The organism is Halomonas halophila, from assembly GCF_030406665.1.
Lineage (GTDB): Bacteria > Pseudomonadota > Gammaproteobacteria > Pseudomonadales > Halomonadaceae > Halomonas > Halomonas halophila.
The window spans coordinates 416,708-440,167 of record NZ_CP129121.1 but is presented as its reverse complement, the minus strand read 5'-3'; the positions used below and the strand labels follow the sequence as shown (position 1 = coordinate 440,167).

Below are 23,460 nucleotides of genomic sequence, written 5' to 3'. Positions count from 1 at the left end.
CGCCCGGCTCAGGCGTCATGCCCCGCGGCGCGCTGGGGCAGCAGCAGCGTGAAGCGCGCCCCGCCGAGCGAGGGGCTGGCGTCCACCATCACGCTGCCGCCGTGCCAGGCCATCACCTTCTGCACGATCGACAGCCCCAGGCCGTAGCCGCCCGAGTTGCGGGCCCGGCTGTCGTCGAGACGCGCGAAGGGCTTGAAGATCTCGCTGCGCTTGGCCACCGGCACCCCGGGGCCGTCATCCTCGATGTCGATGCGCACCAGCCGTGGCTCGCCGTGGATGCGGATCAACACCCGGGCGCGGGCATGGCGGCAGGCATTGGCCACCAGGTTCTGCAGGGCCCGCTGCAGATAGCGCGACTCGGCCGCGGCCTCCACCTCCTCGCCGGGCACCAAGCTGAGGCTCAGCTGGGCGTGCAGCGGGTGCAGCGCCTCGATGACGCGTTCGGCCATCGCGCGACACTCCACCAGCGAGGTCTCCATGGGCACGCCGTTGGCCGTCTCGCTGCCCAGGCGCGCGTAGGTCAGGATCTCGTCGACCAGGTCGTCGAGCTCGGTGATGTCGGCGTCGATGCCCTGCAGATGGCGCCGCACGCCCGGCTCGTCGGTCATGTCCTCGACCATCTGAACGGCGAAGCGGATACGCGCGACCGGGGTGCGCAGCTCGTGGGACACCGCCCGGATCATGTCCTGCTGGCCGCGCAGCAGCGACTGCACCTGAGTCGCCATGCCGTTCAGCGCCATGCCCAGCCGACTCAGGAAATCGTTGCCCTCGACCTTGACCCGGGTGTCCAGGCGGCCGGCGGCGATGCGGGTGGCGGCCAGTTCCAGGCGTGCCATGCGTGCCTCCACGCCGCGCACGATCAGGTAGATGATCACCGCCAGCATGCCCAGCAGCATCAGCAGCAACAGCAGCAACAGCGACGCCGGCAGCGGCTCGAAGGCGTTGAGCGGGCCGACCTCGACCCACTGGGTCCCGCCCGACGCGACCGGCAGCTGAAGATAGAGCGACATCGCCCAGCGCTGGGGCAGCAGGCGCACCACCACCTCGGCATCGCTCAGCGAAGCCAGACGCGTCGGGTCGAGCCCCTCGGGCGGCGTGTCGGTCAGGCTCAGCTGGATCACCCCGCTACGCAGCCGGTCGAGCCGCGCCGCGCGGCGCTCCGGGGGCACCTCGACCAGCCACTGACCCAGCTGCCGCGCCAGGCCCACCAGCTGATGCTCACCCAGCGAGGCCAGCTCCAGGCGCAGCAGCCGCGGCTCGTCGTCCAGCCGGCGGTGCAGCAGCCAGCCCATGGTCTCGGTCTGACGCACCAGGGTCTGGCCGCCCTCGAGCCGCGCGCGCTCGAAGTAGCCGAGCGGATAGTCGGTCATCTCGTGCAGCGACAGTCGAATGCCGAGCCGGGCGCTCTGTTCGCGCAGCCAGGCGTCACGCCTCTCCGCGGGCAGCGCCTCGAGCCGAGCGCTGAACAGCGTCATCGGCGCCTCGGCGAGCTGTTCCTGATAGTGCTGACGCCGCACCTTGTCGACCACGGTGATGGCCAGCAGCGCCAGGGCGAAACTCATCACCAGGGCCAGCGCCAGCAGCACGTAGACCCGCAGGAAGGTGCTGTCGGACAGGGCCCTGGGCAGCAGGCGGAAGGACGCCATCAGCCTTCCTTGACGAACAGGTAGCCCTTGCTGCGCACGGTCTTGATCCGCTGCGGCTGGTTGGGATCGTCACCGATCTTGGGGCGAATCCGCGAGACCCGCACGTCGATGGAGCGATCCTGACCGTCGTACTTGATGCCGCGCAGCTGGGAGAAGATCTCTTCCCGGGTCAGCACCCGGCCGGCGTTGCTGGCCAGCAGCCACAGCAGATCGAACTCGGCGCTGGTCAGGTCGACGCGCTCGCCGGAGAGGAAGGCCTCACGGGTCGAGCTGTCGATCTCCAGCGGCCCGAACGCCAGCCGCGGCTCCTCACCGACGGCGCCGGTCTCGCGGCGACGCATCAGCGCCCGCATGCGCGCCAGCAGCACCCGTGGCTGCACCGGCTTGGCCACGTAGTCGTCGGCGCCCATCTCCAGCCCCAACACCTGGTCCATGTCGTCGGTACGGGCGGTGAGCATCAGGATCGGCCCGGGGTAGTCGGCGCGCACCCGACGGCAGATCGACAGGCCGTCCTCGCCGGGCAGCATCAGGTCCAGAATCACCAGGTCGGGCTGCAGGGCGAGGATGCTGTCGACACCCCGGGCGCCGTCGGGCTCGAGAGTCACCCGAAAGCCGTTGGCCTCGAGGTAGTCGCGGGTCAGCTCGGCCAGGCGCTCATCATCCTCGATGATCAGTACGTGATCCTGCTCGGAAGGGTCCAGGCTGTCGTCCATTTGTGCGTCATCTTCCTCAATGGGCGTGCGGATGGTGTGGGTCGTCGGCACTCGTCCGACCACCGATAGCTAAAGAATACCCGACAACGCGTTCCTTCGCTCGTCGACGCCCACCCCGAATCGGCGCCAGCGGCCCAACCGCGCGGGCTGGCGAGAAGCCCTCGAAACACCCCCCGAAAGGTCACAAATCATCCACAAAGTTATCCACTTGATGAACGAGGGAAAGCACACTATCTTGTGCCCGCTTGGGGCTAGCACACCATATACTGTGCCATAGCAACCACTCCAGATTCTGTCAACCGTCGTGCCCACGGCGGCCTTCTTCAATCGACAAGGTAGGGACCCCGGCGCCATGGATACCACCGCTGCCCAGGACCACTCGTCCGTCTCCGTCACCGCTCCGCAGACCCTGCGTGTCATCAAGCGCACCGGCGATGTCGCGCCCTTCGATGCCGGCAAGATCGCCGTGGCCCTGAGCAAGGCCTTCATCGCCGTGGAGGGCGACAACGCCGCCACCTCCTCGCGGGTCCGCGACTTCGTGCAGCAGGCCTCCGAGGGCATTGCCCAGGCCTTCCAGCGCCGCATGCCCGACGGCGGCACCGTGCACATCGAGGATATCCAGGACCAGGTCGAACTGGCCCTGATGCGCGCCGGTGAGCAGAAGGTCGCCCGCGCCTACGTGCTGTACCGCGAGGAGCACGCCCGGGCCCGCGCCGAGGCCGGCGCCGACATCGAGAAGCCGCACCCGACGCTCAACGTCACCGCGCCGGACGGCAGCACTCGCCCGCTGGACCTGGGCCGGGTCGAGACCCTGGTCTTCGACGCCTGCGAGAATCTCACCAACGTCGATCCGCAGAAGATCGTCGAGGACTCGCTGAAGAACCTCTACGACGGCGTGAGCGCCGACGGCGTCTCCCAGGCGCTGATGATGACCGCGCGGACCCTGGTCGAGAAGGATCCCAACTACACCTACGTCACCGCCCGCCTGCTGCAGGACAACCTGCGCCGCGAGGCGCTGTCGTTCCTGGGCATCGCCGACGAGGCGACCTACCAGGAGATGGCCGACTTCTACAAGCCGGCCTTCCAGGCCTACATCGAGAAGGGCATCGAATTCGAGCAGCTCGACCCGCAGCTCGCCGAGTTCGACCTCGAGCGCCTGGGCGATGCCCTGGACCACACCCGCGACGCCCAGTTCACCTACCTGGGCCTGCAGACCCTCTACGACCGCTACTTCATCCACCGCGACGAGGTGCGCTACGAGCTGCCCCAGGTGATGTTCATGCGCGTCGCCATGGGCCTGGCGCTCAACGAGGACGACCGCGAGGCGCGGGCCATCGAGTTCTACGAGCTGCTCTCAAGCTTCGACTACATGGCCTCCACCCCGACCCTGTTCAACGCGGGCACCGTGCGCAGCCAGCTCTCCAGCTGCTACCTGACCACCGTGCCTGACGATCTGGACAGCATCTACAGCGCCATCCGCGACAACGCCCTGCTCTCCAAGTGGGCCGGCGGCCTGGGTAACGACTGGACCCCGGTGCGTGCGCTGGGCTCCTACATCAAGGGCACCAACGGCAAGTCCCAGGGCGTGGTGCCGTTCCTCAAGGTGGTCAACGACACCGCCGTGGCCGTGAACCAGGGCGGCAAGCGCAAGGGCGCCGTCTGCGCCTACCTCGAGAGCTGGCACCTCGACATCGAGGAGTTCCTCGAGCTGCGCAAGAACACCGGTGACGACCGTCGTCGTACCCACGACATGAACACCGCCAACTGGGTGCCGGACCTGTTCATGAAGCGCGTCTTCGACGACCAGGAGTGGACCCTGTTCTCGCCGGCCACCTGCCCGGACCTCCACGACCTGTACGGCGCCGCCTTCGAGAAGCGCTACCAGGAATACGAGGAGATGACCCGCAACGGCCAGCTCAAGCTGTTCAAGCGCGTCAAGGCCAAGGACCTGTGGCGCAAGATGCTCTCGATGCTGTTCGAGACCGGCCACCCGTGGATCACCTTCAAGGATCCGTGCAACCTGCGCAGCCCGCAGCAGCACGCCGGCGTGGTCCACAGCTCCAACCTGTGCACCGAGATCACCCTGAACACCTCGGTCGACGAGATCGCGGTGTGCAACCTGGGCTCCATCAACCTGGCCCAGCACGTGGTCGACGGCGAGTTCGACGGCGACAAGCTGAAGAAGACCGTCAAGACCGCGGTGCGGATGCTCGATAACGTCATCGACATCAACTACTACGCGGTGCCGCAGGCGAAGAACTCGAACTTCAAGCACCGCCCGGTGGGCCTCGGCATCATGGGCTTCCAGGATGCCCTCTACGCCCAGGACATCGCCTACGCCTCCGAGGACGCCGTGACCTTCGCCGACCGTTCCATGGAACTGGTCAGCTATCACGCCATCGAGGCCTCCAGCGACCTGGCCGCCGAGCGCGGACACTACCAGAGCTACGAAGGCTCGCTATGGAGCCAGGGCGTGCTGCCGATCGACTCCGTCGAGAAGCTGAAGGAAGAGCGCGGCGCGAAGTACATCGAGGTCGACACCTCCACGACCCAGGACTGGGATCGCATCCGCGACAAGGTCGCCGCCCAGGGCATGCGCAACTCCAACGTCATGGCCATCGCCCCGACCGCGACCATCTCGAACATCTGCGGCGTCTCGCAGTCGATCGAGCCGACCTATCAGAACCTGTTCGTGAAATCGAACCTGTCCGGCGAGTTCACCGTGGTCAACTCCTACATGGTCAACGACCTGAAGGAGCGCGGCCTGTGGGACGAGGTCATGATCAACGACCTCAAGTACTACGACGGCTCCGTGCAGCCCATCGACCGCGTGCCGGACGACCTGAAGGCCAAGTACGCCAGCGCCTTCGAGGTCGAGCCCAAGTGGCTGGTCGAGGCCGCCGCCCGTCGCCAGAAGTGGATCGACCAGGCCCAGTCGCTGAACCTCTACATCAAGGGCGTCTCCGGCAAGAAGCTGGACGTGACCTACCGCATGGCGTGGTTCCGCGGCCTCAAGACCACCTACTACCTGCGCGCCCTGGGCGCCACCTCGGTGGAGAAGTCCACCGTGGACCGCGGCAACCTCAACGCGGTGAGCAACGCCTCGCCCGGCGCCGCCCCGACGCCGTCCGCCGCGCCGGAAGCCAAGCAGGAGCCCAAGGGCATCGACGACTTCCTGCAGGGCAAGAACGGCGGCGGCTCCCGTGCGCCCTCCGCGGGCGAGATCGACGAGCTGGGCTGCGAGGCCTGCCAGTAACGGCGTCACGCGCCACCGCTCGAGCCGGAGGGATCTCCCTCCGGCTCCGCCCCTTCTACCCTTGCCGCAGCGCTCCCCCGACGCGAACGCCTGCGGACCATCCGGCCGACCACCGGGAGAGACACAGATGATCGATTGGAACGAGTTCCACGAAGACGACACCGCCACCGCCGAAGCCCCGCAGCCGGCTCCGGCGCCGCAGCCCGCACCCAAGGCCGAGGCACCCGCCGAGGAGGTCCGCGACAGCGCCGGCGCCTACCAGGTCGCCGAGCAGGACCGTCTGGCCCGCGCCAAGCAGTCCCTCGAGGAACTCGACGTGGCCGCCGGCCTCGAGGAACTCGAGATGGGCGCCCAGCGCATCGACGTCGAGCAGAAGCGGATGATCAACGCCCGCGCCGACCTCAACCAGCTGGTGCCCTTCAAGTACGAGTGGGCGTGGCAGAAGTACCTGGACGGCAGCGCCAACCACTGGATGCCCCAGGAAGTGAACATGAACGCCGACATCGCGCTGTGGAAGAGCGCGGACGGCCTCACCGCGGACGAGCGCCGCATCGTCGAACGCAGCCTGGGCTACTTCTCCACCGCCGATTCGCTGGTCGCCAACAACCTGGTGCTGGCCGTCTATCGCCTGATCACCAACCCCGAGTGCCGCCAGTACCTGCTGCGCCAGGCGTTCGAGGAAGCGATCCACACCCACGCCTATCAGTACTGCGTGGAGTCGCTGGGCATGGACGAGGGCGAGGTCTTCAACATGTACCGCGAGGTGCCCTCGGTCTCGGCCAAGTCCGCCTGGAGCCTCAAGCACACCCAGTCGCTGGCCCGCCCGGACTTCCACACCGGCACCCCGGAGACCGACCAGGAGCTGCTGCGCAACCTGATCGCCTTCTACTGCGTGACCGAGGGCATCTTCTTCTACTGTGGCTTCAGCCAGATCCTGTCCATGGGCCGGCGCAACAAGATGACCGGCGTCGCCGAGCAGTTCCAGTACATCCTGCGCGACGAGTCGATGCACCTGAACTTCGGCGTCGACATGATCAACCAGATCAAGATCGAGAACCCGCACCTGTGGACCGCCGAGTTCCAGGACGAGGTCACCCAGATGATCCTCGAGGGCACCGAACTGGAGATCGCCTACGCGCGCGACACCATGCCCCGCGGCGTGCTGGGCATGAACGCGGCGATCATGGAGGAGTACCTGCACTTCATCTGCAACCGCCGCCTGGCACAGATCGGCCTCAAGGAGCAGTTCCCGGGCGCGGAAAACCCCTTCCCGTGGATGAGCGAGATCATCGACCTGCGCAAGGAGAAGAACTTCTTCGAGACCCGCGTCACCGAATACCAGGTGGGCGGCGCCCTGAGCTGGGACTGATCGTCCTCTGCTCCTAGCGAGACGCGAGCGTCACGCTCGGCGGGCCATGTCAGGCGACATGGCCCGCTTTGCGTCGCGACGCCGCAATGGGTAGGCTTTGCCGCCGTCCCGCACCCCATCCCGTATCACGTCAAAGGAAGCAACATGCAACTCGGTATCATCGGACTCGGCCGAATGGGCGGCAACATCGCACGCCGCCTGGTGCGCGACGGCCATGAAGTCGTCGCCTACGACCAGGACGCCGCCACCGCCCAGGCCCTCGTCGACGACGGCATCGGCCACGCCGAGAGCCTCGCCGCGCTGGTCGAGAGCCTCGACGCGCCGCGCGCCGTCTGGGTGATGCTGCCCGCCGGCGAGCCGACCGAGGCCACCATCGACGCGCTGGCCGAGCTGATGGCGCCGGGCGACACCATCATCGACGGCGGTAACACCTTCTACAAGGACGACATCCGCCGTGCCAAGGCGCTCGAGCCGAAAGGGCTGCACTACGTCGACGTCGGCACCTCCGGCGGCGTCTGGGGCCTCGAGCGCGGCTACTGCATGATGGTCGGCGCCGAGGACGCGACCTTCGACCGCCTGGAGCCGCTGTTCGACAGCCTGGCCCCCGGCTACGGCGACCTGGAGCGCACCCGCGGCCGCAACGCCCCGAACGAGCGCGCCGAGCGCGGCTACATTCACGCCGGCCCGGTGGGCGCCGGCCACTACGTCAAGATGGTCCACAACGGCATCGAGTACGGCCTGATGCAGGCCTACGCCGAAGGCTTCGAGCTGATGCAGAGCAAGGCCTCGCCGGACCTGCCGGAAGACCAGCGCTTCGACCTGAACCTGGCGGACGTGGCCGAGGTCTGGCGGCGCGGCAGCGTGGTCTCCTCCTGGCTGCTCGACCTCACCGCCCAGGCGCTGGCCGGCGACCCGCGCCTCGACCACTACTCCGGCGCCGTCTCCGACAGCGGCGAGGGTCGCTGGACCGTCGATGCCGCCGTGGAACAGGGTGTCTCCACCCCGGTGCTGGCCAACGCGCTGTTCTCGCGCTTCGCCTCGCGCAAGGAGAACACCTACGCCAACCGCCTGCTGTCGGCGATGCGCTTCGGCTTCGGCGGCCACGTCGAACCGCCCAAGCAATAGGCCGGAAGGCTCATGGGCGCCGGTGCCGGCTCAGGATCAGCGCCAGCCCCACCAGCATGCCTGCCAGGTGCGCGAAGTGCGCCACGCCCTGGCGGGTCCCGGCGATGCCCGACCACAGCTCCACCACGCCGATGACGATCACGAAGTACTTGGCCTTCATCGGGACCGGCGGGATCAGCAGCAGGATGTACTGGTTCGGATAGCGCAGGCCGAAGGCCAGCAGCAGCGCATAGACGCCACCCGAGGCGCCCACCGTGGGCGCGAAGGGGCCGGTCGACATCGACACCACCAGCAGCTGCGCCGCCCCCGCTCCCAGCACGCACAGGACGTAGTAGCGCGCGAAGCGCTGGCTGCCCCAGTCGCGCTCCAGCGGGCTGCCGAACATCCACAGCACGAACATGTTGATGGCCAGATGGAAGAGGCTGCCGTGCAGGAAGGCATAGCTCAAGAGCTGCCAGAGATGGAACTCGCCCGCCGGCAGCCCCGAGGGCAGCGCCTCCGGCGCCGCGCCGAGCGGCCACAGCGCCAGGTAGCGCAGCATCGGCCCCGGCAGCAGCAGCTGGGCCACGAAGGTCAGGCCGTTGGCCGCCAGCAGCAGGCCGATCACCGAGCTCCTGCCGCGTCCCGCCCCGTGCTCCAGCGTGCGTCGCACCCCGCGCCCTCCCTGCTGCCGTCTTCTCAGGGTAGCCGCCAGGCGGGCATGTCGTCGTTGCGCCAGGCTGAGCTCTGGTCGACGCTGAAGGTCCGGGCCGCGCCGCCCTTCGATTTGCCTGAAACTCGTTAGAATGAGAACATTCTCGCCCTCATTTCCCGCCCCGGAGACTCGACGCCCCATGCCCCGACGGTCACTCGCCCCCCTGATGACGCCCCTGTTGCTGCTGCCCGCCGCCGGCCAGGCCGCCGAGCTCGCCCTCGAGCCGCTGACGGTCAGCGCATCGCGTCTCGAGCGTGAACTCTATGCCACGCCCGCCGCCGTGTCCGTGGTGGACGAGGAGCAGATCGCCCAGGGCCAGCCCCGCGAGCGCCTCAACGAGTCGCTGGCCACCGTGCCGGGGCTGTATCTCCAGAACCGTCACAACTTCGTCCAGGGCGAGCGGGTGTCGATCCGCGGCTTCGGCGCCCGCACGCCCTGGGGCGTGCGCGGCATCACGGTGCGCGTCGACGGCATTCCCTACACCCTGCCCGACGGCCAGGCCCAGCTCGATGCCATCGATCTGGACAGCGCCCGGCGCATCGAGGTCATCCGCGGCCCGGCGGCGGTGCAGTACGGCAACGCCGCAGGCGGCGTGATCGACGTCACCACCGCCGACGGCGAGAGCGATCCGGGCACCAGGCTGCGCGTCGAGGGCGGCAGCGACGGCTATCGCAAGCTGAACCTCAGCAACGGCGGCGTCGAGGGCCCCTGGTCACATCACGTCAGCGTCTCGGCGCTGGGCATGGACGGCTATCGCGATCACAGCGAGGTCGAGAAGTACCAGCTCAACGCCAAGCTGCGCCGCGAGCTGGACGCCGACCGCTCGATCACCGCCATCGTCAACCTGCTCGACAATCCGCGCTCCGAGGATCCGGGCGGCCTGACCGCCGAGGCGGTCAGCGAGGACCGCAAAGGCACAATAACGGGCAGCAACTTTTATTCACCGACTCGTATCGATGCGGGACAGTCGGTCGACCAGCAGCTGCTCGGCCTGGAGTACGAGGACCTGGCCGCCGGCCCCGGCGAGCTGACCCTGCGCGGCTTCTACCTGAAGCGCGACTTCGAGCAGCAGCTGGCCTATGCCGGCGACAGCTTCGTCGCCTACGATCGCGACTACTACGGCGGCAGCGCCGAGTACCGCCAGTCGCTGACCGTCGGCGGCCTGCCGCTGAGCTACGTGACCGGCGTCGACGTGGCGCGACAGGAGGACGAACGCTATCGCGACGAGGTCACCATCGACGGCGACCATCAGGGCCGCGTCGCCGACGAGACCCAGACCGCCAGCTCGGTCGGCGTCTTCGCCCAGGGCGACCTGGACCTGACCGACCGCTGGACGGTGTCGCTCGGCACCCGCTTCGACCACACCAAGTTCGATATCGACGACGACTATCTCAGTGACGGCGACAACGGCGGCGATCGCAGCTTCGATCAGTGGAGCGGCAGCGCCGGGCTGAGCTATCGCTACCTGCCCGACCACCAGGCCTACCTCTCGACCGGCACCGCCTACGAGACGCCGACCTTCACCGAGTTCGCCAACCCGGCCCGCGTCGGCGGCTTCAACCCGGACATCGAGCCGCAGAAGGCTTGGAACCGCGAGATCGGCCTGCGCGGCAGCTTCGTCGACGCCGGCCTCGACTACGACGTGGCGCTGTTCTCGACCCGGGTGCGCGACTCGCTGATCGCCTACAAGGACGGCGGCCGCGACTTCTACCGCAACGCCGGCCGCAGCCGCCAGGATGGCCTGGAAGTGGCCCTGGGCTGGCAGTTCGCCGAGGACTGGCGACTCGACAGCGCCCTGACCCTGGCGCGCTACGAGTTCCAGGACTACGTCAACGACAAAGGCGAAGACCTCGCCAACAACCGCATCCCGGGCCTGCCCGAGCGCACCTGGGTCAACCAGCTGACCTGGCAGGGCCTCGGCGAGCGCTTCGCCACCCTGGAGACCCGCTACGTGGGCTCGATGGTTGCCGACGACGAGAACAGGGTGAAGATCGACGACGTCTGGCTGGCCAACCTGCGTGCCGGCGACGGCTGGCGCCTCGGCGACGACACCCTGCTCAAGGCCTACGTGGGCGTGCAGAACCTGTTCGACCGCGAGTACTACGACAACATCGTCATCAACGACGAACGTGGCCGCTACTTCAACACGGCGCCGGACCGCAGCGTCTATGCCGGCGTGGAGCTGGCCTTCTAGGCCGCGTCTTCGCGCCTCTCCCGGGGCCGCCTCAAGGGGCGGCCCCGCGTCGTTTCCAGGAGCCTGCCCCGATGAATGACACCCCCATCCTGCATATCGCCGCCGCCCTGATCGAGGACGCCGAAGGCCGCCTGCTGCTGGTGCGCAAGCGCGGCACCGAGGCCTTCATGCAGGCCGGTGGCAAGATCGAGCCCGACGAGTCTCCCGCCGCGGCCCTGATCCGGGAGCTCGAGGAGGAGCTCGGCCAGCCGCCGACGCGCCTCGAGCCGCTGGGCGAGTTCAGCGCCCCGGCCGCCAACGAGCCCGGCCACGGGCTGCACGCCCATCTGTTCCGCGCCGAGCTCGACGGCCCGCTGCAGGCCGCCGCCGAGATCGCCGAGCTGCGCTGGGTGACGCCGGCCGAGGCCCTGGCGCTGCCGCTGGCGCCGCTGACCCGCGACGAGGTGCTGCCCCGCGCCGGCCTGGCCGAGGCCTGAGATGGAGCAGCCGATCGTCGGCTATCACCGCGACGACGAGGGCCACTGGGTCGCCGAGCTGGCCTGCGGCCACCATCAGCACGTCCGCCACCAGCCGCCCTGGGCCGAGCGCCCCTGGGTGACCACCGAGGCCGGGCGCCGCTCGCGGCTGGGCCTGCGGCTGCCCTGTGTGAAGTGCGACCGCGGCGAGCCGCCCGATGCCCCGGTCGATACTCCGCCCGAATCCCGCCGCTGAGCCGCCCGACGCGCCGGTGGCCGGCCCTGCCAACGGGGCCCTGCGTTAGGATAGAAAGGAAGCCGCTCCCACCAATCCGCCATCCAAGGAGCCCGACGTGGCCATCGCCCTGCTCTACAACGTCCTGATCTTCCTCGTTGCCGCGGTGCTGATCGTGCCGCTGGTCAAGCGGCTGGGGCTCGGCGAGGTGCTCGGCTATCTGGTCGCCGGCGTGGTGATCGGCCCCTCGGCGCTGGGCCTGGTGCCGGACGCCGACGCCGTGCTGCAGTTCTCTCAGGTCGGCATCGTGTTCCTGCTGTTCGTGATCGGCCTGGAACTCAAGCCGGCCCGCCTCAAGCTGATGCGCAAGGCGGTGTTCCACTTCGGCAGCCTGCAGGTGGCCGTCACCACGACGCTGCTGACTGGCCTGGCCCTGCTGGCGGGCCTCTCGCCCGCCGCAGCACTGGTGGTCGGCTTCAGCCTGGGGCTGTGCTCCACGCCGCTGGTGCTGCAGCTGCTCGGCGAGCGCGGCGAGCTGGGCAGCCGCCACGGCCGCTACGCCTTCGCCCTGCTGCTGTTCCAGGACATCGCCGCCATTCCGGTGCTGGCGGCCATTCCGCTGCTGGCCGGCGGCGCCTCCCTGGGCGGCGACTGGACCCACCTGCTGGCCGAGGTGCTGATCGCCGTCGGCGCCTTCGTCGGGCTGATCGTCGGCGGCCGCTACCTGCTGCGCCCGCTGTTCCGCTTCGCCGCCGGCACTCGCAGCCGCGAGGTATTCGCCGGCACGGCGCTGCTGGTGGTGATCGGCGCCGCCCTGCTGATGGAGCTGGCCGGGCTTTCCATGGCGCTCGGCGCCTTCATCGCCGGGGTGCTGCTGGCCGACTCCGAGTATCGCCACAGCATCGAGGCCGACATCGAGCCGTTCCGCGGCCTGCTGCTGGGGCTGTTCTTCATGGCAGTGGGAATGACCGCCCAGATCGGCCTGCTGGCCGAGAAGCCCGGCCTGGCGCTGGGCCTCGCCGCCGGCCTGCTGGCCGCCAAGTGGCTCGCCATGACCCTGTCCGCCCGGCTCTACCGTCGCGACTGGAAGACGGCGCTGAACCTCGGCGCGCTACTCTCCCAGGGCGGCGAGTTCGGCTTCGTGCTGCTCACCGCGGCGGGGGCCGCCGGCCTGCTCGACGCCTCGCTGGTCGGCCTGCTGGTGCTGGTGGTGTCGCTGTCCATGGCCGCCACGCCGGTGCTGTTCCTGCTCCACGCACGGCTGATCCGGCCGCTGCTGAAGGCCGACAGGCCGCGCCGCGACTACGACCGCCCGCCGCCCATCGGCCCGCAGATCATCATCGCCGGCTTCGGTCGCTTCGGGCAGATCATGGGCCGCATCCTGCAGGGGCTGAAGATTCCCTACACGGTGCTCGACAGCAACGCCGAGCGCGTCGACGTGGTGCGCCGCTACGGCAACGACATCTACTTCGGCGACGCCTCGCGCCTCGACCTGCTGGAGGCCGCCGGCGCCGACAAGGCCCGGGTGATGGTGGTGGCGATCGGCGACATCGAGACCTCGATGCGCATCGTCCAGCGGGTCAAGCGGCGCTTCCCGCACCTGCGCGTCTACGCCCGGGCCCGGGATCGCTACCACGCCCAGCTGCTGATGCGCGCCGAGGTCACCTACATCATCCGCGAGCTGCTGCCGGCGAGCCTGGAGCTGACCCGCGAGGTGCTGGTCGGCGTCGGCATCTCCCGCGAGCAGGCCAGTCACACCGTGGAGACCTTCCGCCCTCACGACGAGCGCGCCCTGAAACGCCAGCTGGAAGTGTTCGGCAACAAGCGCGAGCAGATCCAGACCATCCAGCAGGCCGCCCGCGAGCTCGAGGAGCTGTTCGAGGCCGACGAAGACATCGCCACCACCGCGCCCGAGCGTCCGCCGGAGCGGCGCGGCACAACGTGACAGGAGACCTCATGACCCATCACAAGGGCACCCCGGAGACCGGCCGCGACCTGCTGGCCGACGTCAGCCTGCCCGCCGCGGTGATCCAGCAGGCGCCGCTGGCCCACAACCTGGCCTGGATGCAGGCCTTCGCCGAGCGCCACGGCGCGCGGCTGGCGCCCCACGGCAAGACCACCATGACCCCGGCACTGTTTCGCCGCCAGCTCGAGGCCGGCGCCTGGGGCATCACGCTGGCCACCCTGCCCCAGTGCCGCGCCGCCTTCGCCGAGGGCGCCACGCGCCTGCTGCTGGCCAACCAGCTGGTCGGCCGCGCCAACATGGCGATCGCCGTCGCGCTGATGCGCGCCGGCGCCGAGCTCTACGTGACCGTGGACGGCCACGACAACGTGGCCGAGCTGGGCGAGGTCTTCGCCAACGCCGGCCTGACGCTGCCGGTGCTGATCGAGGTGGGCGTGGCGAGCGGACGCTGCGGCTGCCGAGACGACGAGCAGGTCGCGGAGCTGGCTCGGGACATCGCCGCGCGGCCGGGGCTGACGCTGGCCGGTCTGGAGGGCTACGAAGGCGTGGTCCACGGCGACGATCCGGCCGCGAGGGTTCGCGCCTATGGCGAGCGGCTGGTGGAGAACCTTCACCGGCTGGCGGACGAGGGGCTGTTCGGCGTCGCCTCGCCGATCGTCACCGCCTCGGGCTCGGCCTGGTACGACCTGATCGCCGAGACCTTCCGCGACGGCGGCCTCGAGGACCGCTTCACCCCGGTGCTGCGCCCGGGCTGCTACGTGGTGCACGACCACGGCCTCTACCGCGAGGCCCAGCGCGGCGTGCTGGCGCGCCGCCCGGACCTGCACGAGGGCCTGCGCCCGGCGCTCACGGTCTACGCCCAGGTGCAGTCGCTGCCGGAGCCGGGGCTCGCCATCGTGGCGCTCGGCAAGCGCGATATCGGCGGCGACCGCCTGCCCGAGCCGCTGGTGCGCTATCGGGAAGGCGGACGCGTCGAGGCGCCGCTGTCGGTGGCGGGCTGGGACGTCACCAGGCAGATGGATCAGCACACCTTCGTCGCCCTGCCGGAAGGCGCGGACGACGTGCGCGTAGGCGACGTGGTCGCCTTCGGCGCCTCCCACCCCTGCCTGACCTTCGACAAGTGGCGGCTGATCCACCTCGTCGATGACGGCCTGTCCGTGATCGATACCTGGGAGACGTGTTTCTAGGAGTGTCGGGTGTCAAAGGCCACGCTGCGCACCAGGGCAACAACCGGCATGCCAGGCTCGAGTCCCATCTCGTCGAGGGACTTGCGGGTCAGCCGCGCGCGCAGCATCTGCTCGCCGCCCCACTTCTCACCGAGCCGCAGGCGCAGCTCCACGGCGGCCTGCCCGGGCTGCGACGGGCCGATCTCCTCGACCGTCGCGTGCAGCCGGTTGCGGTAGCTGATGGCACCGGGTTCGCCCAGGGCCAGCGCCACCTCGCGCACCGGGATGCGCAGCCGCAGCCGCGTGCCGGGCACGGCGTCCACCGCGGGCAGCGTCAACCGCTGGCCGTCGGCCAGGCGCAGCTGGCTCAGCGCATAGTGCGGCTCGTGGTCCTCCACCGTCGCCGTGACCAGGGTGGCGGCATCGAAGCCGCCCAGCCGTTCGGTGAGCTCGAAGCGCTGCAGCAGCGCGTCCAGCGGCCCGTCGGCGACCACCCGGCCCTGCTCGAGCAGCACCAGGTGGTCGGCGATGGCGGTCAGCTCGTCGGGGTCGTGGCTGACGTAGACGATGGGGATGTCGATGTCGCCGGCCAGCCGCGCGATATAGTCCAAGAGCTCCTGCTTGCGGGCGCCGTCGAGGCCGGTCAGCGGCTCGTCCATCAGCAGCAGTCGCGGCTCGCTGACCAGCGCGCGGCCGATCGCCACCCGGCGCGCCTCGCCGCCGGACAGCGTCGCCGGGAAGCGCTCCAGCAGCGCGCCGAGGCCGAGCAGCTCGACGACGGCATCGAAGCGCTCGTGCCCGGCGCCGCGCATGCCGTAGGCGAGATTGCCGCGCACCCGGTAGTGGGGAAACAGCCGCGGCTCCTGGAACACCACGCCCAGGTGGCGCCGATGCGGCGGCACCCGGATGCCGCGCGCGGTATCCACCAGCGTCTCGTCGCCGAGACGGATCGCCCCGCGGTGCGGCGCATCGAGCCCGGCGATCATCCTGAGCAGGCTGGTCTTGCCGCTGCCCGAGGGGCCGAACAGCGCGGTCACGCCGCTCGCAGGCAGCGCCAGCGACGCCGACAGCGAGAAGTCGCCGAGGCGCTGCTCGACATCCAGGGTCAGCGCCGAGCGCGCGCCGGCGGCGCCGTCATGGGCGGCGGTCACATATGACATGGCATCCTCTCCATTACCCATCGCGCTGACGAAGCCGGCGCCGGGCCCGCCGGGCCAGCCACTCCGAGGCCACCAGCGAGACCATGGCGATGATCACCGAGATCGCGCACAGGCGGGCCGCGGCGGCCTCGGCGCCGGGCGTCTGGATCAGCGTGTAGAGCGCCAGCGGCAGGGTACGGGTCTCGCCGGGAATGTTGGCGGCGAAGGTGATGGTGGCGCCGAACTCCGACAGCGCCCGGGCGAAGGCCAGCACGGTGCCGGTCAAGAGCCCCGGCAGCGCCAGCGGCAGGGTGATCGTGAACAGCACCCGCAGGCGACCGGCGCCCAGGGTGCTGGCCGCGGCTTCCAGGTCGACGTCCACCGCCTCCAGCGACAGCCGCACGGCGCGCACCAGCAGCGGGAAGGCCATCACCCCGCCGGCCACCGCCGCGCCCTGCCAGGTGAAGGGCAGGCTCACGGCGAACCATTCGTTCAGCCACCGGCCCAGCCAGCCCTGACGGCCCAGCGACAGCAGCAGCAGATAGCCGACCACCACCGGCGGCAGCACCAGCGGCAGGTGCAGCACGCCGTCGAGCAGCGCCTTGCCGCGGAACTCGCGGCGCGCCATCAGCCATGCCAGGGCGATGCCCGGCACCAGGATCCAGACCACCGCGGTGCCCGCCACGCGCAGGCTGATCAGGATGGCCTCGACCTCCACCGGCGACAGCATCGACTAGCGCTCGGCGCCGGCGGCTTCGAAGCCGAAGCGGGCGAAGACGTCCATCGCCTCGTCGCTCCCCAGCCAGGCACGGAAGGCTTCGGCGGCGCCATCGGCCGGCGGGTCGATCAGCGCCACCGGATAGCGGATCGCCGGGTGGCTGTCGAGCGGGAACAGGCCCAGCTCGTGCACCCGGTCGCTGGCCAGGGCGTCGGTGCGATAGACGATGCCCCGCGGCGCCTCGCCGCGCTCGACCAGCGCCAGGGCGGCGCGCACGTTGTCGGCCCGGGCCAGACGCGGGGCCAGCGCCTCCCACTCGCCGAGGGACTCGAGCGCCTGGCGGGTATAGATGCCGGCCGGCACGTGGTCGGGGTCGCCCACCGACAGGCGTTCGCCGTCGGCCAGCAGCTCGCTCAGCGGCGTGCCGTCGCCGGGAGTGAAGGACGCCGTCTCGTCGTCGGCGGCGATCAGCGACAGGCGGTTCTGCAGCAGGTCGGCCCGCTCGGCGAGTTCGATGCCCTGCTCGCCCAGCCAGTCCATCCACTGCTCGTTGGCGGAGAAGTAGAGATCGGCCGGTGCGCCCCGGGCGACCTGGCGCGCCGCGGTGGACGAGGAGGCATAGACCGGCACCACGTCGACGTCGTGGCCCGCTTCAAAACGCTCGATGGCGGTATTCAGGGCGTCGGTGAGCGAGGCGGCGGCGAAGATTCGCACCTTGGGTTCGGCATCGGGCTCGGCCTGGGCCGGCACGGCGGCGACGCCCAGCGCCAGGGCGAGGCCCACGCCGAGGACGCGCAGCGGATGACGAGCGGTGAACCGCGGCATGGAAACTCCCGTTATGTCTTTTTGGAAACAACGGAACATTAGCGCTCCATGAACGTCCAGGCAAGCGCGATCAGCTCGACGCCTCCGGCGCCTCCACGGTCATCAGCGCGAGCAGTGCCCGGGCATCGTCGCAGGCCTCGGGATCGAGGCGGCGCTCGATCGCCCGATAGCGCGTCAGCAGCTCCTCGCCCAGCGGCGTGAGCTCGGCCCCGCCGCGGGTGCTGCCGCCGGTGCTGGTGGCGATCACCTCGCTCGGGAAGTGGCGGTTCATGGTCTCGATCAGCTGCCAGGCCTTCTTGTAGCTCATGTTCAGCGCGCGGCTGGCCGCGGTGATCGAGCCCTCCCGGGCGATCGCCGCCAGCAGGTCGATCTTGCCGGGCCCCAGCACCACGTCGCGATCGGCGACCAGTCGCAGCTGGAAGGTGGGGCATTCATGGCGGGTTCGGGTCATCGGCGTGTCCTCGTCGGCAAGAGCGGAATGGCGAAAACGTGCGGCGCGGATCAGGGCGCCAGCTGCCACCAGTCGGGCAGCAGGGCGAGATTCTCGGCCCGAGCGAAGCGGTCGTCCATCAGCACCACCGCGCCCCGGTCCTCGGGGCCGCGGATCACCCGACCGGCGGCCTGCACCACCTTGATCATCCCGGGCACCCGGTAGGCGTAGTCGAAGCCGCGGCCGAAGCGTTCCTCCAGCCGCGCCTCCAGCGCCGCATGGTAGGCGTCGAAGGGCGGCAGGCCGAGGCTCGCCACGAAGGCGCCGACCAGCCGCTCGCCGGGCAGGTCGATGCCTTCGGCGAAGGCGCCGCCGAGCACCGCGAAGGCGATGCCGGTCTCGCCGGGCGCGAAGCCGGCCAGGAAGGCCTCGCGCTCGGCCTCGTCCATGCCGCGCCGCTGGGCACGCACCGGAATCCCGGGGCAGGCCTCGCGGAAGCGCGCCAGCGCCGCCTCCAGGTAGGCGAAGCTGCTGAAGAAGGCCAGGTAGTGGCCGGGCCGCCGCCGGTACTGGCCGGCCAGCTCGGCGACGATGGGCGAAAGCGACGCCTCGCGGTCGCGCAGCCGGGTCGAGACGTCACGGCGCAGCCGCACCTCGAGCTGCTCGGCGACGAAGGGCGCCGGCACGCTGCGGATGACGGTATCGTCGGGCAGGCCCAGCAGGTCGCGATGATAGCCCGGCGGGCTCAGGGTCGCCGAGAACAGCACCGCGCAGCGGGCGGCGCGGAAGCGCGGCGCCAGGAAATCCGCCGGCACCAGGTTGCGGATCGCGAGTCTAGCCCGGCCGCGGCCGTGGCGCTCGAGCTCGCACAGCGAGTGCTCGCCGAAGGTCTCGGCGCGGCGGGCGAAGGCCAGGGCCTCGAACAGGAACTCCTGCAGCGCCGGATCACCGCCGGCGGGGTGCTCGCCCAGGTAGTCGGTGATCGCCGCCACCGCCTGCTGCAGGGCGCCGAGCAGCCCGCCCGGCACCTCGTCCAGCGCCTGCCACTCGTGATCCTCGGCCTCGCGCAGCAGGTCCTGCCAGCGCCGCGAGAGCCGCGAGAGCGGCCGAGACAGCGCCGGCGGCGCACCCTTGCGCAACCGGTTGAGCCGTCGCTGGTCGAGCGCCGCGCTGTACATGCCCCGGGCCCGGTCGACCAGGTTGTGGGCCTCGTCCACCAGCACGCCGAGGCGCGCGCCCTCGGCCTGGGCCAGGCCGTGGATCAGGGCGCCGTCGTCGAAGTAGTGATTGACGTCGCCGACCAGCACGTCGGCCCAGCGGGCCAGCTCCTGGCCCAGGTAGTAGGGGCAGACGCCGTGCTCGAGGGCCAGCGCGCGCAGCGAGGCACGATCCCAGAAGCCGCGGGCCACGGCGTCGCGGCGCGCCGCCGGCAGCCGGTCGTAGAAGCCCTGGGCGAGCGGGCAGGATTCGCCGTGGCAGGCGAAATCGGGATGCTCGCAGGCCTTGTCGCGGGCCACCAGCTCGAGCACCCGCAGCGGCAATCGCTCGCTGTCGCGGTCGGCGCCCAGGTCCGTCAGGGCGTCCAGCGCCAGCCGCCGCCCCGGGGTTTTCATGGTCAGAAACGCCAGCCGGTCGAGGCCCTGGCGGGGCATGGCGGCGAGCAGCGGATAGAGGGTGCCCAGCGTCTTGCCGATGCCGGTGGGCGCCTCGGCCAGCAGGCAGCGGCCGGTGGCGGCGGCGCGGTAGGCGTCCTCGGCCAGGGTCCGCTGGCCGGGGCGGAAGTCGCCGTGGGGGAAGGCCAGCGCGCCGAGGGCCACGTCCCGCGCCGCACGATGCTCGGCCTCCTGATCGGCCCAGGCCACGTAGGCCCGGGCGTGGGCCTCGAGCCGCGCCCACAACTCCTCGGCGCTCGCCTCCCGGGTCAGCACGGTCTCGCGGCCGGTGGCGATATCCAGGTAGACCAGCGCCAGGGTAATGGACTCGAGTCCGCGCTCGGCGCACAGCAGCGCCCCGTAGGCCTCGGCCTGGGCCCAGTGCAGGGCGCGCTGGTTGGCGGCCATGCGCTCGAGGCTGCCGCGATGGGTCTTGACCTCCTCCAGGCGGTTGGCCGCGGGGTCGACGCCGTCGGCACGGCCGCTCACGGTCAGGCCGGCGACGTCGGCGGACAGCGCCACCTCGGCTTCGAAGCCGTCACCGCGTCGGCTCTGCACCCGGGCGTGGCCCTCGATGCCCTCTCTTGCGCTGGGCGCCGGGGTGAACCGGTGGTCCAGATCGCCCTCCCGGGCGGTGAACTCGCACAGCGCCCGTACGGCGACGCGGCGGCCGGCCTCGCTCACGGCTCCTCTCTCGGATTCGCCCAGGGCCTCACTCTCCGCACCGCTCATGGCGTTTCCCAGCACACGTGGCAGACCGCCACCGGGATGTCATGGGCATGGAAGAAGGCCAGCCAGCGGCGCTGGTTGTCCTGCAGCCGATCGCCGGGGCCCTTGACCTCGATCAGCCGATAGCCGGCGCCGCCCTCGCCTTTCTCACCCTCGGGGAAGAACTGGATCAGGTCGGGCAGTCCGGCGCGATTGGCGCGCGGATCGTCGAGCAGCCGTTCGAACAGGCCCCGCAGGTGTGCGGGCGGGATGGCGGCCAGGGCGCGCTCCAGCAGCGCCTCGTCGAGCGCTCCCCAGTGCACGAAGGGCGAGGCCAGGCCCCACTTGTCGCGAAAGCGCGCCCGGATGGTCTCGCGATGGCGACCGTCGTCGAGCTGGGCCAGGCAGGCGTCGAACCGCTCGCGGCGCCGGGCCACGAAGTCCTCGCGATGGAGATCGGCGGGCCCGGTGTGGAAGGGATGGAAGAAGGCGCCGGGCAGCGGCGCGAAGATCGCCTCCCAGCACAGCAGGCCGAACAGCCCGGTGATCAGCGTGTTCTCCACAAAGCACACCGGCGCCTCGGGCGTGGCCAGATGCTCGGCCACCGCCCGCTCCACGCCGCCGGGAGACGGTGAAAGCACCAGGTCGAGCCGCTCGGACGCGGGCTCGATCTCGTGGGGCGGCGCCGGCAGGCCCAGCCTGCGACACAGCCGCGGGCGCAGCCGGGCCAGCGCCTGGCGTTCGGCCTCGCCCACCGGTTCGGCCGCCTCGATCAGCCGATGGGCCAGCGCGAACTCGCCGCGCCGCTCGAGCAGCCGCAGCCGGCGCACCCGCGCCTCGCCGAGGCCGGCGGCGGCGTAAGCCTCGAGGGCCGCCTCGGCCTCGCCCCGACGCTCGGCCTCGCGGCCCAGCTTCAGCAGCAGCCGCGCGCGGCGGGCGGCCAGCCAGGCGTTGTCGGGCGCCGGCGGCACCTCGGCGGCCAGCGCCGCCGGGCACTCGCCGTCGTCGAGGCGCTCACGCAGCCGGTGCAGGGCCAGGTAGGCGTCGACCTCGTCGCGGTGCTGGAAGGCGCGGGAGTCCGCGCCGAAGGGCACGCTCTCGAAGCGCTGCAGGCCGAGCTCGGCGAGCACGAACTCCGCCCAGTCCTGGCGCAGGTTGCCGAAGAACATCAGCCTGAGCCGGTCGCAGAGCTCCATCAGGGTGAGGCGCACCACGCGATCCGGCGCCGCCGGCCACCAGTCCTCCAGCCGGCGCGGCGCGTGGCCGCGCTCGGCCAGGGCGGCGTGCAGCGCGCCCTTGGCCACGCTTTTCGGCAGGCCGGCCGCGGCGATCTCGTCGGCGAAGGCTTGCTTGAGCTCGGCCAAGCGCAGCTGGCGGAACAGCTCGTCGAGGGTGAGCGGCGGGGCCGCCTCGACCCAGCCGGCCTCGATCAGCGGGCCGAGGGCGGCCTCGCTATCGCCGATCTCGTCATAGGCCAGGCGCGAGACGCGGAAATGCTCGCCCTTGCGCATCACCATGCGCACCAGCAACGCCCGGCAGGCCCGGGGCAGGCTCGGGAAGTCGGCGAGGAAGGCACGCTCGGTCTCGGAGAGCAGGTCCGCGTGGCGCGCGGCCACCCAGTCCAGCACGCACTGGAAGTTCGCCAGGTAGTAGAAGGGATCGTCCAGGGAGGCCGTGAGCGCGGCGGCGGAGGTGACGCTGTTCATGCTGGCCATGGTATCAGCCTCGTGCCGGCGGGTGAGCCCCGTCGGCGCTCAGCCCTTGCCCTTCTCGGGCAACCGCAGGGTCAGGGTGTCGCCGCGCATCTGCAGCTCGAAGCGGCCGAGGAAACTCATGCCCAGCAGCACCGTTCCGCCCTCGAGCCCGGGCACGACGGAGCCCGGCACATCGCGGGCGACGAGACCGCCCAGACGCACCTCCTCGAGGGTCGTCAGGTGGCCGCGCACCCGGCCGTTGGCGGTGGAGAAACTGGCCGCGGCGCGCCGCGGCAGGTCGAGGCGCTCGGCCAGATCCGCGGGCACGGCCACCTGAGTGGCGCCGGTGTCGAGCAGCATGGTCACCGGCTCGCCGTTGAGGCGCCCGGTGGCCACGAAGTGCCCGTTGGCGTTGCGCTCGAGCGTCAGCGGACCGCCGTCCAGCGACTCGGCGAGGTGGGCATTGGGGTTCTCCCGCGCCTCGAACCAGCCCTGGAACCACCAGGTGCCGAGCCCGATCAGCAGCGCCCAGAAGGCCAGCATCATGCCCAGCCCCGTACGCTTCACGCCACCGCCCTGCTCGCTCATTCATCGCCCTCCCGTCATCCGGCTCGCCCATCATGACACTGGACGCCCGCCGGCGCCCATGCTGGGATGAAGCCTTTCGTTCACCCTCAAGGAGCGATCATGAGCGACGCCTCTTTCTCCGACGATGCCCCCGCCTCCGACGCTGCTCGCGCTGCCGGCACCCTCGGCACCGACGCCCTCGAGGCCGGCACGATCTACCGGCTGTTCTCCGGCGCCATCGCCCCGCGCCCCATCGCCTGGGTCGCCACCGTCGACGCCGAGGGGCGCGCCAACCTGGCACCCTTCTCGTTCTTCAACGTGGCCAGCGTCAACCCGCCGGTGCTGGCCTTCTCGCCGCTGCTCAACGGCGAGGGCAAGGCCAAGGACACCCTCCACAACCTCGACGAAGTCGGCGAATGCGTGATCCACGTCGGCAGCGAGGCGCTGGCCGAGGCGCTCAATGCCACCAGCGCCAGCCTGCCCCGCGGCGAGGACGAGTTCGACCACGCCGGCCTGACCAAGGCGCCGATGGGCGAACTCAGGGTGCCGCGCATCGCCGAGTCGCCGATCGCCTTCGGCTGCCGGCTGCGCGAGGTGATCCGCTTCGGCGACAGCCCGCTGGCCGGCAATCTGGTGCTCGCCGAGGTGGTCGCGGTGCACGCCGCGCCCGAGGTCTGGGACGGCCGCCACGTCGACATCGAGACGCTGCGCCCGGTCGGCCGCATGGCCGGCTCGGACTATAGCCGCACCACCGACCTGTTCGCCCTCGAACGCCCCAAGTAGATTTTTGGCATCAAGCAGGCTCCCGAGGAAATCAGCTAAGCGTCGATTGACGTCGCGAGCGACGATAGGTTGGCTGCCGCCGGAGCACAGCCACCGGAATGTAGCCTGCTACATGAGGATGGCGCGCA

General features: G+C 70.5%; 19 protein-coding genes. 9 read left to right on the top strand and 10 right to left on the bottom strand.

Annotated features, from left to right (window positions below; translation table 11 throughout):
- Window positions 1-8 precede the first annotated feature (8 nt).
- Window positions 9-1,646 carry an ATP-binding protein gene (locus QWG60_RS01970; RefSeq protein WP_046079566.1) on the bottom strand — a complete coding sequence of 546 codons (1,638 nt, stop codon included), beginning with the start codon at window positions 1,644-1,646 and terminating at the stop codon, window positions 9-11.
- Window positions 1,646-2,359, bottom strand: a complete 714-nt coding sequence (locus QWG60_RS01965; protein ID WP_046079567.1) for a winged helix-turn-helix domain-containing protein — start codon at window positions 2,357-2,359, stop codon at window positions 1,646-1,648. Before QWG60_RS01965 ends, QWG60_RS01970 begins: the two co-directional genes overlap by 1 nt.
- A 352-nt stretch (window positions 2,360-2,711) precedes the next feature.
- On the opposite strand from QWG60_RS01965, the gene QWG60_RS01960 reads away from it, so the two are divergent.
- The 3 genes from QWG60_RS01960 to gnd all read left to right on the top strand — a co-directional run bounded on the left by QWG60_RS01960 (window position 2,712) and on the right by gnd (window position 8,109).
- Complete coding sequence (locus QWG60_RS01960; protein ID WP_107181396.1) at window positions 2,712-5,615, top strand: ribonucleoside-diphosphate reductase subunit alpha; 2,904 nt, start codon at window positions 2,712-2,714, stop codon at window positions 5,613-5,615.
- A 127-nt stretch (window positions 5,616-5,742) separates the two neighbouring features.
- Complete coding sequence (locus QWG60_RS01955) at window positions 5,743-6,984, top strand: ribonucleotide-diphosphate reductase subunit beta (protein WP_035599502.1); 1,242 nt, start codon at window positions 5,743-5,745, stop codon at window positions 6,982-6,984.
- 144 nt (window positions 6,985-7,128) lie between these two features.
- Window positions 7,129-8,109 carry a phosphogluconate dehydrogenase (NAD(+)-dependent, decarboxylating) gene (gnd, locus tag QWG60_RS01950; protein ID WP_046079569.1) on the top strand — a complete coding sequence of 327 codons (981 nt, stop codon included), beginning with the start codon at window positions 7,129-7,131 and terminating at the stop codon, window positions 8,107-8,109.
- A gap of 10 nt (window positions 8,110-8,119) precedes the next feature.
- On the opposite strand, the gene QWG60_RS01945 is transcribed toward gnd, so the two are convergent.
- The gene (locus tag QWG60_RS01945; RefSeq protein ID WP_222593862.1) at window positions 8,120-8,761 is read right to left on the bottom strand and encodes a rhomboid family intramembrane serine protease; all 642 of its coding nucleotides are present in this window, start codon (window positions 8,759-8,761) and stop codon (window positions 8,120-8,122) included.
- Between the two features lie 181 nt (window positions 8,762-8,942).
- On the opposite strand from QWG60_RS01945, the gene QWG60_RS01940 reads away from it, so the two are divergent.
- The 5 genes from QWG60_RS01940 to QWG60_RS01920 all read left to right on the top strand — a co-directional run bounded on the left by QWG60_RS01940 (window position 8,943) and on the right by QWG60_RS01920 (window position 14,837).
- A complete protein-coding gene (locus QWG60_RS01940) occupies window positions 8,943-10,997 on the top strand; it encodes a TonB-dependent receptor family protein (protein ID WP_146908722.1) in 2,055 nt (684 codons plus the stop codon).
- 71 nt (window positions 10,998-11,068) lie between these two features.
- Entirely contained in the window at window positions 11,069-11,473 is a 405-nt protein-coding gene (locus tag QWG60_RS01935; RefSeq protein WP_146908724.1) for an NUDIX hydrolase, read from the top strand.
- Window position 11,474: 1 nt separating this feature from the next.
- Window positions 11,475-11,708 carry a DUF3565 domain-containing protein gene (locus QWG60_RS01930; protein WP_107181400.1) on the top strand — a complete coding sequence of 78 codons (234 nt, stop codon included), beginning with the start codon at window positions 11,475-11,477 and terminating at the stop codon, window positions 11,706-11,708.
- A gap of 97 nt (window positions 11,709-11,805) precedes the next feature.
- A complete protein-coding gene (locus QWG60_RS01925) occupies window positions 11,806-13,632 on the top strand; it encodes a monovalent cation:proton antiporter-2 (CPA2) family protein (protein ID WP_107181401.1) in 1,827 nt (608 codons plus the stop codon).
- A gap of 11 nt (window positions 13,633-13,643) precedes the next feature.
- Window positions 13,644-14,837, top strand: a complete 1,194-nt coding sequence (locus QWG60_RS01920; protein ID WP_146908726.1) for an amino acid deaminase — start codon at window positions 13,644-13,646, stop codon at window positions 14,835-14,837.
- Here the strand turns inward: QWG60_RS01920 and modC are convergent.
- The 7 genes from modC to QWG60_RS01885 form a co-directional block, all read right to left on the bottom strand.
- Window positions 14,834-15,976, bottom strand: coding sequence for a molybdenum ABC transporter ATP-binding protein (gene modC / locus QWG60_RS01915; protein WP_146908728.1), 1,143 nt, complete (start codon window positions 15,974-15,976; stop codon window positions 14,834-14,836). The genes QWG60_RS01920 and modC overlap by 4 nt on opposite strands.
- Window positions 15,977-15,989: 13 nt before the next feature.
- Window positions 15,990-16,685, bottom strand: coding sequence for a molybdate ABC transporter permease subunit (modB, locus tag QWG60_RS01910; protein ID WP_046079576.1), 696 nt, complete (start codon window positions 16,683-16,685; stop codon window positions 15,990-15,992).
- 3 nt (window positions 16,686-16,688) lie between these two features.
- Window positions 16,689-17,498, bottom strand: coding sequence for a molybdate ABC transporter substrate-binding protein (gene modA / locus QWG60_RS01905; protein ID WP_146908730.1), 810 nt, complete (start codon window positions 17,496-17,498; stop codon window positions 16,689-16,691).
- Between the two features lie 70 nt (window positions 17,499-17,568).
- A complete protein-coding gene (locus QWG60_RS01900; protein ID WP_046079578.1) occupies window positions 17,569-17,949 on the bottom strand; it encodes a winged helix-turn-helix domain-containing protein in 381 nt (126 codons plus the stop codon).
- A 50-nt stretch (window positions 17,950-17,999) separates the two neighbouring features.
- Window positions 18,000-20,312, bottom strand: a complete 2,313-nt coding sequence (locus QWG60_RS01895) for a helicase C-terminal domain-containing protein (protein ID WP_246124666.1) — start codon at window positions 20,310-20,312, stop codon at window positions 18,000-18,002.
- Window positions 20,309-21,994 (bottom strand): VRR-NUC domain-containing protein, encoded by a 1,686-nt coding sequence (locus tag QWG60_RS01890; RefSeq protein WP_186810068.1) that lies wholly within the window; start codon window positions 21,992-21,994, stop codon window positions 20,309-20,311. The genes QWG60_RS01895 and QWG60_RS01890 overlap by 4 nt, the downstream gene beginning before the upstream one ends.
- A 48-nt stretch (window positions 21,995-22,042) precedes the next feature.
- Window positions 22,043-22,570, bottom strand: coding sequence for a retropepsin-like aspartic protease family protein (locus QWG60_RS01885; protein ID WP_146908734.1), 528 nt, complete (start codon window positions 22,568-22,570; stop codon window positions 22,043-22,045).
- 99 nt (window positions 22,571-22,669) lie between these two features.
- Between QWG60_RS01885 and QWG60_RS01880 the strand changes: the two genes are divergently transcribed.
- On the top strand, window positions 22,670-23,332 hold the full coding sequence (locus QWG60_RS01880; protein ID WP_237022341.1) for a flavin reductase family protein: 663 nt from the start codon (window positions 22,670-22,672) through the stop codon (window positions 23,330-23,332).
- Window positions 23,333-23,460 lie beyond the last annotated feature (128 nt).

What these genes read in the sequence shown, in the direction of transcription:
- QWG60_RS01970 (WP_046079566.1), bottom strand. Translation starts at nt 1,646, where the DNA reads ATGGCGTCCTTCCGCCTGCTGCCCAGGGCCCTGTCCGACAGCACCTTC.
- QWG60_RS01965 (WP_046079567.1), bottom strand. Translation starts at nt 2,359, where the DNA reads ATGGACGACAGCCTGGACCCTTCCGAGCAGGATCACGTACTGATCATC.
- QWG60_RS01960 (WP_107181396.1), top strand. Translation starts at nt 2,712, where the DNA reads ATGGATACCACCGCTGCCCAGGACCACTCGTCCGTCTCCGTCACCGCT.
- QWG60_RS01955 (WP_035599502.1), top strand. Translation starts at nt 5,743, where the DNA reads ATGATCGATTGGAACGAGTTCCACGAAGACGACACCGCCACCGCCGAA.
- gnd (WP_046079569.1), top strand. Translation starts at nt 7,129, where the DNA reads ATGCAACTCGGTATCATCGGACTCGGCCGAATGGGCGGCAACATCGCA.
- QWG60_RS01940 (WP_146908722.1), top strand. Translation starts at nt 8,943, where the DNA reads ATGCCCCGACGGTCACTCGCCCCCCTGATGACGCCCCTGTTGCTGCTG.
- QWG60_RS01935 (WP_146908724.1), top strand. Translation starts at nt 11,069, where the DNA reads ATGAATGACACCCCCATCCTGCATATCGCCGCCGCCCTGATCGAGGAC.
- QWG60_RS01930 (WP_107181400.1), top strand. Translation starts at nt 11,475, where the DNA reads ATGGAGCAGCCGATCGTCGGCTATCACCGCGACGACGAGGGCCACTGG.
- QWG60_RS01920 (WP_146908726.1), top strand. Translation starts at nt 13,644, where the DNA reads ATGACCCATCACAAGGGCACCCCGGAGACCGGCCGCGACCTGCTGGCC.
- modC (WP_146908728.1), bottom strand. Translation starts at nt 15,976, where the DNA reads ATGTCATATGTGACCGCCGCCCATGACGGCGCCGCCGGCGCGCGCTCG.
- modB (WP_046079576.1), bottom strand. Translation starts at nt 16,685, where the DNA reads ATGCTGTCGCCGGTGGAGGTCGAGGCCATCCTGATCAGCCTGCGCGTG.
- modA (WP_146908730.1), bottom strand. Translation starts at nt 17,498, where the DNA reads ATGCCGCGGTTCACCGCTCGTCATCCGCTGCGCGTCCTCGGCGTGGGC.
- QWG60_RS01900 (WP_046079578.1), bottom strand. Translation starts at nt 17,949, where the DNA reads ATGACCCGAACCCGCCATGAATGCCCCACCTTCCAGCTGCGACTGGTC.
- QWG60_RS01895 (WP_246124666.1), bottom strand. Translation starts at nt 20,312, where the DNA reads ATGAGCGGTGCGGAGAGTGAGGCCCTGGGCGAATCCGAGAGAGGAGCC.
- QWG60_RS01890 (WP_186810068.1), bottom strand. Translation starts at nt 21,994, where the DNA reads ATGAACAGCGTCACCTCCGCCGCCGCGCTCACGGCCTCCCTGGACGAT.
- QWG60_RS01885 (WP_146908734.1), bottom strand. Translation starts at nt 22,570, where the DNA reads ATGAGCGAGCAGGGCGGTGGCGTGAAGCGTACGGGGCTGGGCATGATG.
- QWG60_RS01880 (WP_237022341.1), top strand. Translation starts at nt 22,670, where the DNA reads ATGAGCGACGCCTCTTTCTCCGACGATGCCCCCGCCTCCGACGCTGCT.